Origin of the sequence: Buchnera aphidicola (Pemphigus populi), from assembly GCF_964058935.1 — a bacterium.
Taxonomy (GTDB): domain Bacteria; phylum Pseudomonadota; class Gammaproteobacteria; order Enterobacterales; family Enterobacteriaceae; genus Buchnera_C; species Buchnera_C aphidicola_D.
Genome location: NZ_OZ060372.1, coordinates 484265 through 502414 on the forward strand (window position 1 = coordinate 484265; position 18150 = coordinate 502414).

12 protein-coding genes and 1 pseudogene are annotated in these 18150 nt (G+C 24.0%); 7 read left to right on the forward strand and 6 right to left on the reverse strand.

The genetic code is table 11. The annotated features are described in order from the left end of the window. Nucleotides 1-1516 precede the first annotated feature (1516 nt). On the reverse strand, nucleotides 1517-2674 hold the full coding sequence (locus AB4W65_RS01995; RefSeq protein WP_367673488.1) for an MFS transporter: 1158 nt from the start codon (nucleotides 2672-2674) through the stop codon (nucleotides 1517-1519). A gap of 106 nt (nucleotides 2675-2780) precedes the next feature. Between AB4W65_RS01995 and AB4W65_RS02000 the strand changes: the two are divergent. Next, nucleotides 2781-3041: pseudogene (locus tag AB4W65_RS02000) on the forward strand (TusE/DsrC/DsvC family sulfur relay protein); the annotation flags it as partial. A gap of 106 nt (nucleotides 3042-3147) precedes the next feature. On the opposite strand, the gene cyoE reads toward AB4W65_RS02000, so the two are convergent. From cyoE to cyoA, 5 genes are all read right to left on the reverse strand, one after another. Beyond that, nucleotides 3148-4014 carry a heme o synthase gene (gene cyoE, locus AB4W65_RS02005; RefSeq protein WP_367673489.1) on the reverse strand — a complete coding sequence of 289 codons (867 nt, stop codon included), beginning with the start codon at nucleotides 4012-4014 and terminating at the stop codon, nucleotides 3148-3150. Between the two features lie 12 nt (nucleotides 4015-4026). Next, the gene (gene cyoD / locus AB4W65_RS02010) at nucleotides 4027-4326 is read right to left on the reverse strand and encodes a cytochrome o ubiquinol oxidase subunit IV (RefSeq protein WP_367673490.1); all 300 of its coding nucleotides are present in this window, start codon (nucleotides 4324-4326) and stop codon (nucleotides 4027-4029) included. A 24-nt stretch (nucleotides 4327-4350) separates the two neighbouring features. Beyond that, nucleotides 4351-4968: a cytochrome o ubiquinol oxidase subunit III gene (gene cyoC / locus AB4W65_RS02015; protein WP_367673491.1), complete on the reverse strand. Its 618-nt coding sequence runs from the start codon at nucleotides 4966-4968 to the stop codon at nucleotides 4351-4353. Next, entirely contained in the window at nucleotides 4965-6947 is a 1983-nt protein-coding gene (cyoB, locus tag AB4W65_RS02020) for a cytochrome o ubiquinol oxidase subunit I (protein WP_367673492.1), read from the reverse strand. The genes cyoC and cyoB overlap by 4 nt, the downstream gene beginning before the upstream one ends. Nucleotides 6948-7019: 72 nt before the next feature. Next, complete coding sequence (gene cyoA / locus AB4W65_RS02025; RefSeq protein WP_367673493.1) at nucleotides 7020-7862, reverse strand: ubiquinol oxidase subunit II; 843 nt, start codon at nucleotides 7860-7862, stop codon at nucleotides 7020-7022. A 317-nt stretch (nucleotides 7863-8179) separates the two neighbouring features. Between cyoA and AB4W65_RS02030 the strand changes: the two genes are divergently transcribed. The 6 genes from AB4W65_RS02030 to AB4W65_RS02055 all read left to right on the forward strand — a co-directional run bounded on the left by AB4W65_RS02030 (nucleotide 8180) and on the right by AB4W65_RS02055 (nucleotide 18138). Then, nucleotides 8180-8506, forward strand: a complete 327-nt coding sequence (locus tag AB4W65_RS02030) for a BolA family protein (protein WP_367673494.1) — start codon at nucleotides 8180-8182, stop codon at nucleotides 8504-8506. A 782-nt stretch (nucleotides 8507-9288) separates the two neighbouring features. Next, complete coding sequence (clpP, locus tag AB4W65_RS02035) at nucleotides 9289-9900, forward strand: ATP-dependent Clp endopeptidase proteolytic subunit ClpP (protein WP_367673495.1); 612 nt, start codon at nucleotides 9289-9291, stop codon at nucleotides 9898-9900. A gap of 114 nt (nucleotides 9901-10014) precedes the next feature. Then, the gene (clpX, locus tag AB4W65_RS02040) at nucleotides 10015-11268 is read left to right on the forward strand and encodes an ATP-dependent Clp protease ATP-binding subunit ClpX (protein ID WP_367673496.1); all 1254 of its coding nucleotides are present in this window, start codon (nucleotides 10015-10017) and stop codon (nucleotides 11266-11268) included. A 197-nt stretch (nucleotides 11269-11465) separates the two neighbouring features. Further along, entirely contained in the window at nucleotides 11466-13802 is a 2337-nt protein-coding gene (gene lon / locus AB4W65_RS02045) for an endopeptidase La (RefSeq protein ID WP_367673497.1), read from the forward strand. A gap of 821 nt (nucleotides 13803-14623) precedes the next feature. Further along, the gene (locus AB4W65_RS02050) at nucleotides 14624-16357 is read left to right on the forward strand and encodes a SmdA family multidrug ABC transporter permease/ATP-binding protein (RefSeq protein ID WP_367673498.1); all 1734 of its coding nucleotides are present in this window, start codon (nucleotides 14624-14626) and stop codon (nucleotides 16355-16357) included. A gap of 23 nt (nucleotides 16358-16380) precedes the next feature. After that, a complete protein-coding gene (locus AB4W65_RS02055; protein ID WP_367673499.1) occupies nucleotides 16381-18138 on the forward strand; it encodes a SmdB family multidrug efflux ABC transporter permease/ATP-binding protein in 1758 nt (585 codons plus the stop codon). Nucleotides 18139-18150: the final 12 nt, after the last annotated feature.

An 18150-nucleotide genomic window follows, 5' to 3' on the forward strand; every position in this document is an offset into this window, starting at 1 on the left:
ATAAATCAATCTGAATATTTAAAAATAATTATTCTTACTCAAATTTTTTCGTAATGATATAATTTTAATTTATTTTAAACTTTTAATTCGTAAATAGTATACTAATTGAATCATAAAAAACATTGATAATTTTTTATAAAAAAATTTACTAATGCAAAATTATAGCATTAACTTTATTACTAATAATTATAATACTTATATGAAATATATTGCAAAAATAAAAAATAATTTTATATAAAAACATACTTATCTCTAATTTAACCATATTTTCATTAAAAAAATAAAAAACATGTAAAAATAAAAAATAATCTAAAAACTATATTTAATTAAATTAATAATTAAGAGACATCAGTGTTTAAAATAGAATGCTATTCCCACTAATTTAATTAATTTTTATTAATATCATTATCCTTTAAGATAATACTATATCATCATAAAAAATTCTAAATTTTTTCTATTATAAAGAAATAAATCAAAATATTAATAATAATGACTAACATCAAATATGGAAAATAGAAACTTTAAAAAAATATATTAATAACTTAAAAAATTGTGATATATATATACTAATATATCATCATACTATATAATAATTATAATTATTGATATTGTTTTTAATATTGAGTATTTATTTATGATCTAATAATATTTTATTAAATAAATTTTATTTTAAACTTTAATTAAAAAAATTAATATTATTTTTTACTATTATTTACGCGTTACTATTACCGTCAACAGTACTATTTATAATTCTAAATTCTATAAAAAATATCATGTGCTTACTTTAAATAGAACTAATCCTCTTTACATTTTCCCTATTTTCAATAGTAATATTTTTTTCTGTACTAAAAATATTCAATTATCAATTAAAAACAAATTTTATCTAATACTAAATATGTAATATTTTACATGATAAAATTTAAATAAGATAAATTTTTATTTTTTAATATATTAAAAAATAAAGAAAAAATATTTTTTATATATAACATTATTATAATAGTAGTAAAATACCTATAAATCGAAGAAAACAGTCGTATACTACATACTATTTAAAAAAATTAATAAGATTTACTAATAAATTGCAAAAAATTTTAAGAGAAAAAATTATTAATATATCAAATATGTATTAAATATAGAATTAATAAATTACCAAATTTTTATAACAAATATTTATCATTCATAATTATAAAATTATTCATTCTATCAATAACTCCGTATTAAAATATACCATTATTTTCATAATAAAAATATTTTTAATAAAAAAATATGAATATTTATTTTAGTTAATAAATATTCATATTTTTATCTAAAATCAATGAAATAAAAAATATAGCATATTTATTTAAAAAATTTTTTTAATTTTCCCTAAAAAACTGTATTTTCTATTTTTAAAAAATTATTTATTTTTATCGTGATCAATATATTTCTAATATTTATTAATCTATCTTATTAAGATGTTTAATAAGTTGAACAAAAAATGAAATAATATTAAAAATATTCTATTTTTTAATTAACCTTAATTCTTTATTCTACAGCTAACTAAAAACCATAATATAGAAATTATTAATCCACATATTAATAAACCTAATACATTAAATACGCTAAATATCCATCCACCTAATATTCCTCCAAAAGATATACCTAAAAATTGTGCCGTGGAATACGTACCCATAGCTGTACCTTTGTATTTAAAAGAAGATTTTTTACCTACTAAAGATGGAATTAAAGATTCTAAAATATTAAACGCTATGAAAAATATTTGAATACCAAATAAGAAAATATAAAATGAAGAAATAAAGTGATAACAAATAAGCTCTGATAAAATAAGTAAAATATTTGATATTAATAATATTGGTATCGTCCATGATTTTATTATAGAACTTAAAAAAAATACCATAACAAACAGAAAAGAAATAAACATAATAATCAAATATAATTTCCAATAATTTTCTAAAGTAAATTTTAAAAATTCTAATTGTATAGGTAACAAAATAAAATTAAACATCAGCAATATATGCAATATGAAAATACCAAAATACAATTTCATTAAATCATGATTGTTTATTATACTAATAATACTATCTTTAAAACTATGTATGTTAAAATCATTAGATAATATACGAATATTCGGAATAAAAAAATAAGTTATTAAAATAGCTAAAAAAGATAAAAAACAAGTAATCCAAAATAAAGCATTAAAGTTAAATATACTAATAATCATCGGTCCAACAATAATTGACAGTGCAAATGTTAATCCATAAGTAATACCAATTAAAGCCATTACTTTTGTAAGATGTAATTCTTCAACTAAATCAGATACAAAAGCCATACAAGTAGCAGAAATAGCACCTGATCCTTGTAATGCTCTACCTACTATTAAACCCCATATAGAATGAGTAATAGCAGAAACTAAACTTCCTAAAGAAAATAATATTAATCCAAATAAAATAACTGATTTTCTGCCAATTTTATCTGAAAAAAAACCAAATGGAATCTGAAATAATAACTGTGTGATTCCATAAACACCAATGGCTAAACCCACTAAAAATTTATTTCCATGTTCTAAAAATAAACCATAAGTACTAAGAACAGGAAGGATCATGAACACACCTAAAACACGTAAACTTAAAACAATACATAATCCAATTACAGCTTGTAATTCTTTTTTTTTCATTTTATAATTTTTACATTTCTATTAATTAATATCTATAATATAACATGATACATACACATAAAAAAAAAATAAACACCATAGTAATAATAATGAAAAATATAAAACATGGAATAAATATATAGGTGAACAAATTGCAAAAAAAAAATTTATTAAAATGAGCCCCCAACATTGGGAAATTATATATATTGTACGAAAATTCTATGTAAAATTTAAGATAACACCATCAATGAGAATGTTATTAGCCTATATAGAAAAAAAAAATAAAAAAAAAATAAATAGTCAATATTTATTTATACTTTTTTCTGATAACGCTATCGTTAAAATTAGTGCTATTGCTGGTGTTCCCAAACCAAAATCATGTTTATAAAACCATTATATCTTTTAAAGAAAGTCTATACTTTTATATAGAAAAATTTATTAACTAAAATTATTTAAAAAATATACGTTAGTAAAAATAAAAAACTATTTATATATTAAGGAATAAAATCTATAGATATCATAATACTTGTTATAAAAATTAAAATAATAGAAAAATAAAATAATTCACGAGCCCAAATAAAATCATTTGTAATATACAAACCTTTTATTCCTAAATACAACCAAGCCAATCCTAATAACAGTAAACATAAAAAATATTTATAACCAGTATAACCCATGATGGTTAACATTAATGAAAGAACAATAAAACATAAAATATATAAAATAATGTAGTATTTAGCTACTAAGATACCTCGAGATATAGGTAGTACAGGTATATTTTCTTTTTTATAATCATTAAAATAGCAAATAGCGATAGCATAAGAATGAGGAATTTGCCAAAAAATAAACATTAAAAATAAAATAAAGGCACAAATATCAAAATTATTAACAACAGAACAATATCCTACTACCGGAGGAATAGAACCTGATACACTACCTATAAAAGTAGAATAAATACTATTCCTCTTCATGTATATGCTATACACAACCACATATATAAAAAAAGCCATTAAAATAAGTAACATCGATAAAATATTTACAAAAAAATAAAATATACACATTCCTATAATGAAAAGAAGTAAAGAAACATAGAAAACCATTTTTATTGAAAAAATATTTTTTACTAAAATTCTATTTTTAGTTCTTTGCATTCTTTTATCTATATCTCTATCTATGATATTATTCATTATACAAGCTGATGCAATTATCAATGATGTCCCTATCATACTTGAAAGCAATAAACTAAAATTAACATCTCCTTTAGAAGCTAAAAAAAAAGCACCAATAAGAGAAATTAAATTACCAAATATAATTTTTGGTTTAATTAATTCTAAATAACGTAAGAAATATAATTGTATCATAAAAAATATAATTTAATTTTTCATTAAATGAGAATTCAAATTCGACATAATCCAACTTGAACCGAAAATAATAATAAAAATAATCACAGTAGAAAATAATACTGCTATAAGATTCCATCTATTTTCAATGGAAGTATTTAAATGTAAAAAATACTTAAAATGAAGAACAATCTGCATTATAGCACAAAAGCTAATTATAAAATAAAGTTCCGATTTATCAAAACAATTTGTTGAAACTAATAGAAATGGTAATACTGTTAAAATAAAAGAAAACATACATCCTAATACATAGTATTTAATTATATTTTTCATAGCAGACTTTTTCATTACCTAATATTAGACAATACCGATTAAATATACAAAAGTAAATATACAAATCCATACTAAATCTAAAAAATGCCAAAACAAACCAAGACATGCGATACGAATACATATTATTCGTGATAGACCAAATTTTATAATCTGAGATATCATAACTAAAATCCAAATAATACCAAAAAAGACATGTATGCCATGAAGTCCTATTAATGTAAAAAAAGCAGATAAAAATCCACTACGATTAGGACCGTAATCTTTCATAATTAAAGTATAAAATTCGAATAGTTCTAAAATAACAAAACCTAAACCAAAAACAGACGTAATAAATAAAGCAATAATACTATACATTAATTTTTTTTTATGTACTAAAATCTTTACCATTCCATAAAAAACAGTACTAAACAATAACAACATAGTTTCTAAGACTAAAAAAGACAATTGAAAAATATCTTTTCCAATAGGACCATCTGATACATTATCAACCATAACAAAATAAACAGAAAACATTGTTGCAAAAATAATACAATCACTAACTAAGTATAACCAAAAACCAAATATTTTTTTCAATCCTGTTGTATCATCCACATATTTTTTTTTCCTTATACTAATAGTATTAATTGAATTATTGATTGTCATTTCAAACCTACTTTATTTAAATTTTTTAAACGTTCATTTTCAATTTTTTCGACTTGTTCTGCAGATATTGTATAATGAATACCATGTTTAAAACTTTTTAAAATTAATAAATAAATAATAAATACCAGAGAAAAAAAAGATAACCACCACATATTCCAAACTACAGAAAATCCAAACAATAAAGAAAAAAAACTAATGAAGATACCAAAACCAGTATTTTTAGGCATTCTAATTTTAGAATAAATAATTTCTTCTAAATTATTTTTTTTTGATTTTTTCATCCTCCAAAATTCATCTCTACTATGTACTGTAGGAATTTTAGCAAAATTATATACAGGTGGTGGAGAAGATGTTGACCATTCTAATGTACGTCCTTCCCATGGATCTCCTGTCAAGTCTAAATAATTTTGTGAATTACGAATAGAAGTATAGAACTGAAAAATTTGACAGATTATTCCTATCATAATCAAAAATACACCGAAAGCTGCTACAAGTAACATTAAATGAAATTCAGGATCAATATTTTGACTGATACGACGAGTCATACCCATAAAACCTAAAAAATATAGTGGCATAAAAGCTATAAAAAAACCTATAAACCAAAACCAAAATGCACGTTTACCCCAAATTTCATCTAAAGTAAATCCAAATAATTTTGGAAACCAATATGTAATTCCAGCAAAACAACCAAAAACAACACCACCTATGATAACATTATGAAAATGGGCAACTAAAAATAAACTATTATGTAATACAAAATCTGCTGCCGGTAAGGACAGCAATACCCCTGTCATACCACCAATTGAAAAAGTAATCAAAAATCCCATAGTCCACATCATAGAGGAATGCATGTAAATACGACCTTCATACATAGTAAACAACCAATTAAATATTTTAACTCCTGTCGGTATGGCTATAATCATCGTTGTAATACCAAAAAATAAATTGACATTAGCACCTGCACCCATAGTAAAAAAATGATGTAACCACACAATAAATGATAAGATTGTAATGACAATTGTTGCCCAAATAAGAGAATGATACCCAAATAAAGATTTTTTAGAAAAAGTAGATACAACTTCAGAAAATATACCAAATACCGGTAGCACTAAAATATATACTTCAGGATGACCCCAAATCCAAATTAAATTAATGTACATCATAACGTTACCACCTAGCTCATTAGTAAAAAAATGAAAACTTAGATAACGATCCAAAGCTAGTAAGAACAGGGTAAGAGTTAAAACTGGAAAAGATACAAGCATTAATACATTGGTACATAAAGCTGTCCATGTAAAAACCGGCATCTTAAACATTGTCATTCCTGATGCTCTCATTTTTAATATTGTAACTAAAAAATTAATAGCAGTTAAAGTTGTTCCTATTCCAGAAATTTGTATACTCCAAATCCAATAATCAACACCAACACCTGGACTATATTGAATACCAGATAATGGTGGATATGCTAACCAACCAGTTTGCGCAAATTCACCTATACCTAAAGATAAATTAATCAAAATAGCAGAGCTAGCAGTTAACCAAAAACTTAAATTATTAAGAAAAGGAAATGCAACATCACGAGCTCCAATTTGTAAAGGAACTACTAAATTTATCAAACCTATAACTAACGGCATAGCTACAAAAAAAATCATAATTACACCATGTGCAGTAAAAATTTGATCATAATGATGTGGAGGCAAAAAACCAGCATGACCAGATGATGCCAAAACTTGTTGAATACGCATCATTACTGCATCAACAAAACCACGAAATAACATAATAAATGAAAGAATAATATACATTACAGCGATTCTTTTATGATCAACAGAAGTTAACCATTCTAACCATAAGTATTTCCACTTTCTAAAATAAGTTAATATAACTGAAATAAATAAAATAATGAAAATAATAATAGAATAAGTAACCATAATAATAGGTTCATTATATGGCACAGCATCTAATGTTAATTTGCCAAACATATTTTTTCCTTAAACTTAATATGTACCATTAATAATGGTATATTTTTAACTTTTAATTAATATAAAAAATATTTATTTTTTAAATTGACTCATAATTTGCAAGAATAAATTTCTATTCACATGAGAAAAATATTGAACAAAAACTTTATTTTTTGATTCAGCAACATAATGAAACATTTTCATAGTATTTAATGTATAAGGAGATTTTTTAATATTTTTTATCCATGTATTAAATAATTCTCTATTTTTGCTAGCTAAAACTGAAAATTTCATATCAGAGAAACCAGATCCACTATAGTTAGCAGAAAATCCTTTATAACTACCCGATTCATTAGCTAATAAATATACCTTGGTTTGCATCCCTGCCATTGCATATATTTGACTTCCGAGAGCAGGAATAAAAAAAGAATTCATGACTGAATTTGAAGTCACTCGAAATATTATAGGTGTCTCAATAGGAAATGACACTTCATTAACAGTAGCAATATCATATTCAGGATATATAAATAACCATTTCCAATCTAAGGCTACCACATCTATTTCTATTGGTTTTATTAAAGAATGTATGGGTTTACTCGGTTCTAGTTTATAAGTAGATATCCAGGATAGGTAGGCAAGAAAGAAAATAATTAAAATAGGAATAGTCCAAATTAGAATTTCTATTCTATGAGATTTATCCCAATTTGGACTATATTGTGCATTTATATTTGATGAACGATATTTCCATATGAAAAATAAAGTCATAAAAATTACTGGCACAATTATCAGTAACATCATAAAAAAAGAAGTTAAAATTAAGTAACTTTGTTCCGTTGATACATAACCTTTAGGATTCAATATAGAACTTTGACAACCACTTAAAAATAAAAAAGAACTAATTAATAATAAAATCCAAAAAATTTTTTTTGTTTTCATTACTGTTTATTTGAGAACCTCAATGAAAAATACTAGTATGTAAATTATATTTTTAAAAAAAATAATAATATCTTATAAAATATTGACAATTGCGATATCAATATTACTATAAAGTGTTTTCATATATTTTATGTATAAATAATATCTTAAAATATATACCATCCATTTAATACTCATAATAATTTCAATATAAAATTATAATTTTTAATTATCATTAAATATAATTATTTTTTATAAAATATGTTAGAAACAATAAATTAAAACTAACATACACATGTTAAACAACATAACTAATTAAAAAACAATAAGAAAAAAATATGATAAAGTATAAAATACTAAAAGAATTAAACAAGAGATTTGGTAAAAAAAATATTATTATATATGATGAAAGTAAAAAACATAAATTTTTAAATAGACAATCAAGTCATTTTAATATTACAGTTATTAGCGATGAATTTACTGAGAAAAGTTTAACCATTAGACATAAAATAATTTATAATTTATTATTAAATATAATTTATAAATACAATATTCATGCAATATCATTGCATACTTATACAAAATCTGAATTTTTAAATGTAAAAAATAATGATATTATATCGCCTAATTGTATAAAAAAAAGTAATATACATAAAGATCATTAGAATAATGATCTTTATGTATTTCTATTAATCTTCAAGTCATATTTTTCTTATTTATTATTTTTATTAATTTATTATTTTTTAATTAATATTAATTGACGATATAGGTATTTTAAAAATTAAAATATAAAAAAATAACATAAAAAATTATTAATTGATTTTAATATCATGACAATAATATTGATATTTATATAATGTTAAAATAATTTTTTTATAAAAACTAATTTTAAAATGCCAAATCATAATACGTAAGATTTGATATATCTCATCCTATTGATTCTAATATTCATAAAAAAGAAAAAATATATTCAAATAAAATCCATAATATATGCCATATAACATAAAAAATTAACACAATTTTATTCAACACTGAGTAATTCAGTTATCACTTCTTAATAAAGAAGTATATTAATAAAAATATTAGCACTACTGATCATGTGTATTAAAATAGTATATCATCTTTTAAAAAATTTTTAACACATAAAATAATAAAAATATCAGTAATATCAAACTAAAAATTAACTGTAACCAAAATTACTATAATGACGTATATAATTTTAATATTTATAAATAATTATATAAAAATATTTATGTATTAAAGTATCCTGCAAAAATTTAATAATGTTAGATACATAAAACTTATATATAAAACTATATCCAATATTTGTTTTTATGTATCAAAAAATATATTTTTTTTTAAAAAATATATTCAATATAATAAATAAAAATTAAAACTATTTAATATTCTGAAAGCTAATTTTAAAAAAATATTTTTGGAGCACATCATGTTTTACAAAAAAAATACAAATCATATGAATTTGATCCCTATTGTCGTAGAAAAAAATTCAAAAGGAGAGCGTGCCTATGATATCTATTCGCGTCTTTTAAAAGAAAGAATAATATTTATTACAGGAAATATTGAAGATCATGTCGCTAATCTTATTGTAGCACAAATGTTATTTTTAGAAGCTGATAATCCTGAAAAAGACATTAATTTATATATTAATTCTCCAGGTGGAGTTGTTACAGCAGGAATGTCTATTTATGATACTATGCAGTTTGTAAAACCTAATATCAGTACTATTTGTATGGGTCAAGCGTGTTCAATGGGTGCATTATTATTAGCAACCGGAGAAAAAGGAAAAAGATTTTGTTTACCTAATTCTAGAGTTATGATTCATCAACCCTTAGGGGGATATCAAGGACAGGCATCTGATATTATCATACATGCTCATGAAATTATAAAAATAAAAAAAAGAATGAACGAAATTATCGCTTTACATACTGGAAATTCTATTAAAAAGATAAATAAAGATACTGAAAGGGATTATTTTCTTTCAGCATCAGAAGCAGTCAATTATGGTTTAGTTGATTCAATATTGACTCATCGAAAATAAAATATCTATTTCTATAATATAATTTATTTGTCAATAACATTACATATTAAATATTAATTTAATCTATAATAGTTTTAAGTAAAAGAGTTAATAATATAAAAAAGAGATTAATTCATGTCTGATAAAAGAAAAAACGACACTGAAAAGCTACTATACTGTTCTTTTTGCGGGAAAGATCAAAAAAAAGTACTAAAACTAATCGCTGGACCTTCAGTATATATTTGTAATGAATGTATTACATTATGTAATGATATTATCAAAGAAGAGATCAAAGATACATCCGCAAAAAATGATATCAAACCCTTACCTACTCCTCATATAATTAAAAAACACTTAGATAATTACGTAATTGGACAAAATAAAACAAAAAAAATATTATCAGTTTCCGTTTATAATCATTATAAAAAAATTAGTTATATTAACAATAATAATAATATTGAATTAGGAAAAAGCAATATACTATTAATTGGTCCGACGGGTAGCGGAAAAACTTTGCTAGCAGAAACACTAGCGAAGTTACTAGATGTACCTTTTGCAATAGCTGATGCCACTACTTTAACAGAAGCTGGATATGTGGGAGAAGACGTAGAAAATATTATTCAAAAACTATTACAAAAGTGTAATTATAATATAAAAAAAGCTCAAATTGGTATCATTTACATAGATGAAATAGATAAAATATCAAGAAAATCAGATAATCCTTCTATTACTAGAGATGTATCTGGAGAAGGAGTACAACAAGCTTTATTGAAATTAATAGAAGGAACTATAGCATCAATTCCACCTAAAGGTGGTAGGAAACATCCTCAGCAAGAATTTTTGCAAGTAGATACATCCAAAATACTATTTATTTGTGGAGGTACGTTTCCTGGTTTAGATAAAGTTATTTCCGAAAGAACAGAAATAGATATTGGTATTGGTTTTGGTGCAATTATAAAAAACCAATATAAAAAAAATCAAAATAAAAAATTATTAGAAAAAATAAAACCAGAAGACTTAATTAAATTTGGATTAATTCCAGAATTTATAGGACGACTACCTATTATTAGTGTTCTAAATGAATTAAATCAAGAAGCACTGATTAAAATTCTAAAAGAACCTAAAAATGCTTTAATAAAACAATACCAAACTTTATTTAAACTAGAAGGAGTTGAATTAGAGTTTCATGACGAAGCAATTATAGCTATCGCAAAAAAAGCTAAAACTAGAAAAATAGGAGCTCGAGGTTTACGTTCAATTATTGAAAATATTTTACTTGACACTATGTACGAATTACCTTCTATGAGAAATATAAAAAAAATAGTGATTAATAAATCAGTAGTACAAGGTATAACATTACCATTACTGATAAATAATAATCATACATGAGAAAATACCTCATGAATCATAAATAAAAAATACCTAGTAATCTTATTAGAAAGGGGGAATACCCCTTTCATTTTTTCATTACGCATCATTGAATATCCAATATTTATTACTATATACTCACCATATACCATAAAATTTACATTCACCCATTATTAAATATAGCTCTAAAAGAAAAAATAAAACTCAGAGAAAAACTTATGAATCGTACATCTTCCGAACAGATCGAAATTCCCGTATTACCATTACGCGATGTTGTAGTGTATCCGCATATGGTCATTCCGCTATTTGTAGGTCGTGAAAAATCAATTAAATGTATCGAAGCATCTATGTCACAAGATAAAAAAATTATGCTGGTTTCACAAAAAGAAGCATCAATAGATGAACCACAAGTCGATGATTTATTCACCGTAGGAACTATTGCTTCTATTTTACAAATGTTAAAATTGCCAGATGGTACTATTAAAGTACTAGTAGAAGGGTTACAACGTGCAAAAATAAATAAATTAACTAGTAATGAACATTACTTTATTTCAGAAATAGAATTAATTAATACTCCGAAAATCCATAATAAAGAACAAAAAGTACTAGTACGAACAACTATTAATCAATTTGAATCATATATTCAACTTAATAAAAAAATCCCACCTGAAATATTAAATTCACTTAATAATATCGATAATGCTGCCAGACTAGCAGACACAATGGCTGCACATATGCCTCTTAAATTATCTGATAAACAAGCAATATTAGAAATCCCTAACATTAATAAAAGATTAGAGTTTTTAATGGCTATTATGGAATCAGAAATAGATTTGTTGCAAGTGGAAAAAAAAATACGCAATCGCGTAAAAAAACAAATGGAGAAAAGTCAACGAGAATATTATCTCAACGAACAAATGAAAGCCATTCAAAAAGAACTAGGAGAAATGGATGAAACTCCTGACGAAAATGAAGTCTTAAAAAGGAAAATTAATGCTGCAAAAATGCCAAAAGAAGCAAAAACAAAAACTAAATCTGAATTACAGAAATTGAGATTAATGTCACCTATGTCCGCAGAAGCTACTGTTATTCGAAGCTATATAGATTGGATGATTCAAGTACCCTGGCATTTAAGAAGTAAAATTAAAAAAAACATTCAAATTGCTCAAGCAACACTAGATAAAGACCATTTTGGATTAGAAAAAGTTAAAGAAAGAATTCTAGAATATTTAGCTGTACAAAATAGAATTAGCAAAATAAAAGGACCAATTTTATGTTTAGTAGGTCCTCCTGGAGTAGGTAAAACTTCTTTAGGAAAATCCATTGCTAAAGCAACAGGAAGGAAATATATTAGAATGGCTTTAGGTGGTATAAGAGATGAAGCTGAAATAAGAGGTCATCGTCGCACATATATTGGATCTATGCCTGGAAAGATAATTCAAAAAATGGCTAAAATAGGAGTAAAAAATCCTCTTTTCTTGCTAGATGAAATAGACAAAATGTCCTGTGATATCAGAGTAGATCCTGCATCTGCTTTATTAGAAGTATTAGACCCAGAACAAAATATTGCCTTTAATGATCATTATTTAGAAATAGACTACGATCTTTCTGATGTGATGTTTGTAGCTACTTCTAATTCTATTAATATTCCTGCACCTTTACTTGATAGAATGGAAATAATTTATCTTTCTGGATACACAGAAAATGAAAAGTTAAATATAGCTAAGGCATATTTAAAACCAAAACAAATACAAGAAAATGCTTTGAATTCAAAAGAACTGAAAATATCAGATAATGCCATTATGAATATTATTCGTTATTATACGAGAGAAGCAGGAGTAAGAAATCTTGAAAGAGAGCTATCCAAAATATGTCGTAAAACGGTCAAAAATTTAGTACTTAATAAATCACTAAAAAAAGTTAAAGTCACCTGTAATAACCTAAAAAAATATCTTGGTGTTCAAAGATTTGACTATGGTAAGTCAGGAGATAAAAATCAAATTGGACAAGTAATAGGGTTGGCTTGGACAGAAGCTGGTGGTGATTTACTTACAATCGAAACTACTTGCGTATCTGGAAAAGGAAAGCTTACCTATACTGGATCTCTAGGCGAGGTAATGAAGGAATCTATTCAAGCAGCTTTAACGGTAGTCAGAGCTCAGGCAAAAAAACTAGGAATAAAAAAAGATTTTTACGAGAAACATGACATACACGTCCACGTTCCAGAAGGCGCTACTCCAAAAGATGGACCTAGTGCAGGCATAGCAATGTGTACAGCTATTGTTTCATCTCTTACAAAAAATCCTGTTCGTGCTGATGTTGCGATGACCGGAGAAATTACTCTACGAGGTGAAGTACTAACCATAGGTGGACTGAAAGAAAAATTGTTAGCTGCTCATCGCGGCGGAGTAAAAAAAGTATTAATTCCTCATGAAAATAAGCGAGATTTAGAAGAAATACCAAAAAATATTATTTCAGGTTTATTAATACATCCTGTCAAAAATATAACAGAAGTATTTGATATTGCTTTAGAAAATAAACCTTTTATTTTTTAAAAAAGTTGAAAATATATTATTTAATAATAAAAATAAGTTGAATATATTGTTTATTTTTTCAACTTGTTTTTATTAGATTAAAATCTATTCTTCCTAAATATCTTAAATATAGAAATAAATAAAAAATTAAAAAATAAAATTTCATTCAGTTTTTTTATATATGGAATAATTTCTATTATTATATAAATAAAAACGTTAAAATAGATAATATTTAAATAAATTTAAAAATTTTTATATATATTTTATGAATCATAAAATAACATAATTGTTATTATTAATAAATTTATATTTTTATATAAATATAAAGATAAATTTTTTATACATAATCTTATTATTACATAATAACAGAAGAAATAATAATTATATATTATATGAAAATTGACTTATAGAGATTATCTTGATTAAATTTATTTATTATACTAATAAATTAACTTACAAAATAACATAATCTTTAAAAAAATAAATAAAATTAAAATAGATATACAAATATTTAATAAATTTTTATCGTAAAGAACGATTAATTTATTATAAAAAATATATTCACTTATTTAATTTTTATTAATTTATATTCACTAAAAATATATTTTTATAATATATATACAATATAAAATAATATTGCATTCACAACTTAATAAAATATTATTATTATATTTTTAATGATTATATTAAAAATATAATAATAATAAAATATATATACTACATAATTAGTACTCATCATATGATAATATGACTACAATATTAAAATATATTTAAAATTTTATAGCTATAAAAAATATATTAAATATGATAATTATTTTCAATAAAAACTTTAGGAATCTTCTGTGCAATTATTTAATCAATTAAGTTGGTATTTTATTCGTGAATGGAAACGTTATCTAGGTGCAATTTTTTTACTAATTTCTATTGCTATTTTGCAATTATTACCACCTAAAGTAGTCGGTATGTTAGTTGATTTAGTTATGACAAAAAAAGTAAATAATATGCAAATATTGCATTGGATTATTATTATGTTGTGTACTGCTATATTAGTTTATATTCTCAGATATGTGTGGCGAATTTTGCTTTTTGGAGCCGCTTATAAATTAGCTATAGAATTAAGAGTACAATTCTATAACTATCTAAGTTGTCAAAACGCTATGTTTTATTTAAAAAATAGAACTGGTGATCTCATGGCTAGAGCTACAAATGATGTAGATAAAGTAGTATTTGCTGCCGGAGAAGGAGTTTTAACATTAGTAGATTCATTGATAATGGGGTTATCGGTACTAATAATAATGATTACTCAAATTAGCTGGAAATTAACATTATTGTCGTTGATACCTATGCCTATTATGGCTTTAATTATAAAAAAATATGGAACAGAATTACATAATACTTTTCGTCAAGCTCAAATAGCATTTTCTACATTGACAAATCAAACTCAAGAAAGTTTGACTAATATTAGAATGATAAAAGCATTTGGTCTAGAAATAGAACAATGTAAAAAATTTGATCAAGTTGCAAAAATAGCTGGAAAAAAAAACATGGAAGTAGCAAAAATAGATGCTAAATTTGATCCAACTATACATTTAGGAATTTCATTGTCCAATTTAATTGCTATTATCGAAGGTGGTTATCTTATTTGGAATAAAGAAATGTCATTAGGTCAATTAACCAGTTTCATTATGTATCTTGGATTAATGGTATGGCCAATGTTAGCTTTAGCTTGGATGTTTAATATTGTAGAAAGAGGAAGTGCTGCTTGGGAAAGAATACAATCGATTATTTTGAAAAATCTATCTAACAATACATCAAAAAATAAAATATTTACAACAGAAAAATGTACTTTGAAAATAAAAATTAATAGTTTTACTTATCCAAAAAATAAAAAATATACATTAAAAAAAATTTTTTTTACACTGCATCCTGGTAAAATATTAGGAATCTGTGGGCCAACTGGATCAGGGAAAAGTACTCTATTAAATCTAATACAAAAACAATTTGATATAGAAGATGGAGATATATTTTATAATAATACTTCTTTATCTATTTTTGAAACAAAATCATGGCGTCGTCGTATATCTACAGTTAACCAAACTTCTTTTTTATTTTCAGACACCATATCCAATAATATATCTTTAGGAAAACCTCACGCAACCATAAAAGAAATTGAACAAGCAGCTTATTTAGCCAATGTCCATCAAGATATTTTAAATTTTCCTAAAGGATATAATACTCAAGTCGGAGAAAGAGGAATTATGTTATCTGGTGGTCAAAAACAAAGAATTTCTATTGCTAGAGCCTTATTAACTAATACTGAAATACTTATATTAGACGATGCTTTATCTGCTGTAGATGGAAAATGTCAACAAAAAATACTAAAAAATATAAATAAATGGAAAAAAAATAAACATACTTTAATAATTACTTCTCATAGACTATCCACTTTAATAAATTCTGATAAAATAATTGTATTAGAAAACGGATCTATTTCTCAAATAGGAAATCATTATGAATTAATGAAAGAAAAAAAATGGTACAATATGATGTATAATTATCAAAAAATAAATATTTAACTAAATAAGGATACGAAATTCATATGTTATTAAATAGTACTCCTAATTTGATCAGATTTTGGACTGTTCTGAAACGTTTATTAAACTATATAAAAATTTGGAAAAAAAAGCTAATTTTAGCTTTTTTTTGTTTATTAGCTGCATCAATTACAGAAGTATTAGGACCAATATTAATTAGCTATTTCATTAATCATATTATTGTCCCTCATAATTTAAATACTATATTAATATTTTCAATAATAATTAGTTTTATAATGTTACAAATTACTGCAGTTATTCTTAACTATTTTCAAACTATTATTTTTAATAATACTGCTGTAAATATTGTTCAACATTTACGATTAGATGTTATTAAATCCGCTCTATATCAACCATTACATATATTCGATACACAACCTATAGGACAAATTATATCTAGAATTACTAATGATACAGAAATAGTAAAAGAACTTTATGATACAGTTATCGCCACTGTATTTCGTAGTGTGGTCTTGATTATTGTTACATTAATAGCTATGTTTACTCTTGAATGGCATATGGCTAGTATTGCAACTATTATATTTCCAATGGTAATAATGGTAATGTTATATTACCAAAAATATAGTACACCAATTTTAAGAAAAGTACGAGAATATGTAGAAAATATAAATAACAAATTTAATGAAATTATCAATGGAATGCAAATTATTCAACAATTTGGTCAAGAATCTAAATTTCAAGAATCTATAAAAAAAACCAGTAATTTGCATTATTTAACTCGCATGAAAATTTTAAGATTAGACGGTCTATTGCTCAGACCTCTACTTAGTTTATTGTCAGCTATTGTATTATGCGGATTAATTACATCATTTAATTTTTTTTCCATAAATTCATTTAAAGTTGGAATTCTATATGCATTCATTAGTTACCTAGGCAGATTAAATGAACCTCTAATAGCCATTACTACTCAACAATCTATATTACAACAAGCTATCGTTGCAGGAGAAAGAATATTTGAATTAATCGACACACCAAAACAAATTTATGGATCCGATTACACAAAGCTAAAAAGTGGATTAATTCAAATCAAAAATCTTAATTTTAGTTACACATGTAAAACATCTAATATTTTAAGTAATGTAAATATCATCATCCCTTCCAAAAGCTTTACTGCATTTATCGGTCATACAGGAAGTGGTAAAAGCACTCTTGCTAATTTAATAATGGGTTATTATCCCATCTATTCAGGAGAAATATATATAGATAAACGTCCTATACATACTCTAAGTCATTATACTTTAAGAAAAAGTATATCTATTGTTCAACAAGAACCCTTAATATTAGCAGATACTATCTTAAAAAATATAACACTTGGTAGAAATATATCAGAAAAAAAAGTTTGGAAAGTATTAGAAACAGTACAATTAGATAATTTAGTGCGATCAATGTCAAAAGGAATACATTCAAATCTAGGAGAAAGAGGAAACAATTTATCCATAGGACAAAAACAATTATTAGCGATTGCCAGAGTACTGGTTATGCACCCTAAAATATTAATACTTGATGAAGCAACAGCTAATATAGATTCAGAAACAGAAAAAAACGTACAAAAAGCATTAATAGCAGTAAGAGAATTTGCAACACTAGTGGTCATTGCTCACCGTCTTTCTACCATCATTAAAGCAGATAAAATAATTGTATTACATCAAGGTAAAATAATAGAACAAGGTTCTCATGAAAAATTAATAAAAGAAAAAGGACAGTATTGGAAAATGCATACAGCTCAATTAAATTGTATTTAAAATATATAATTA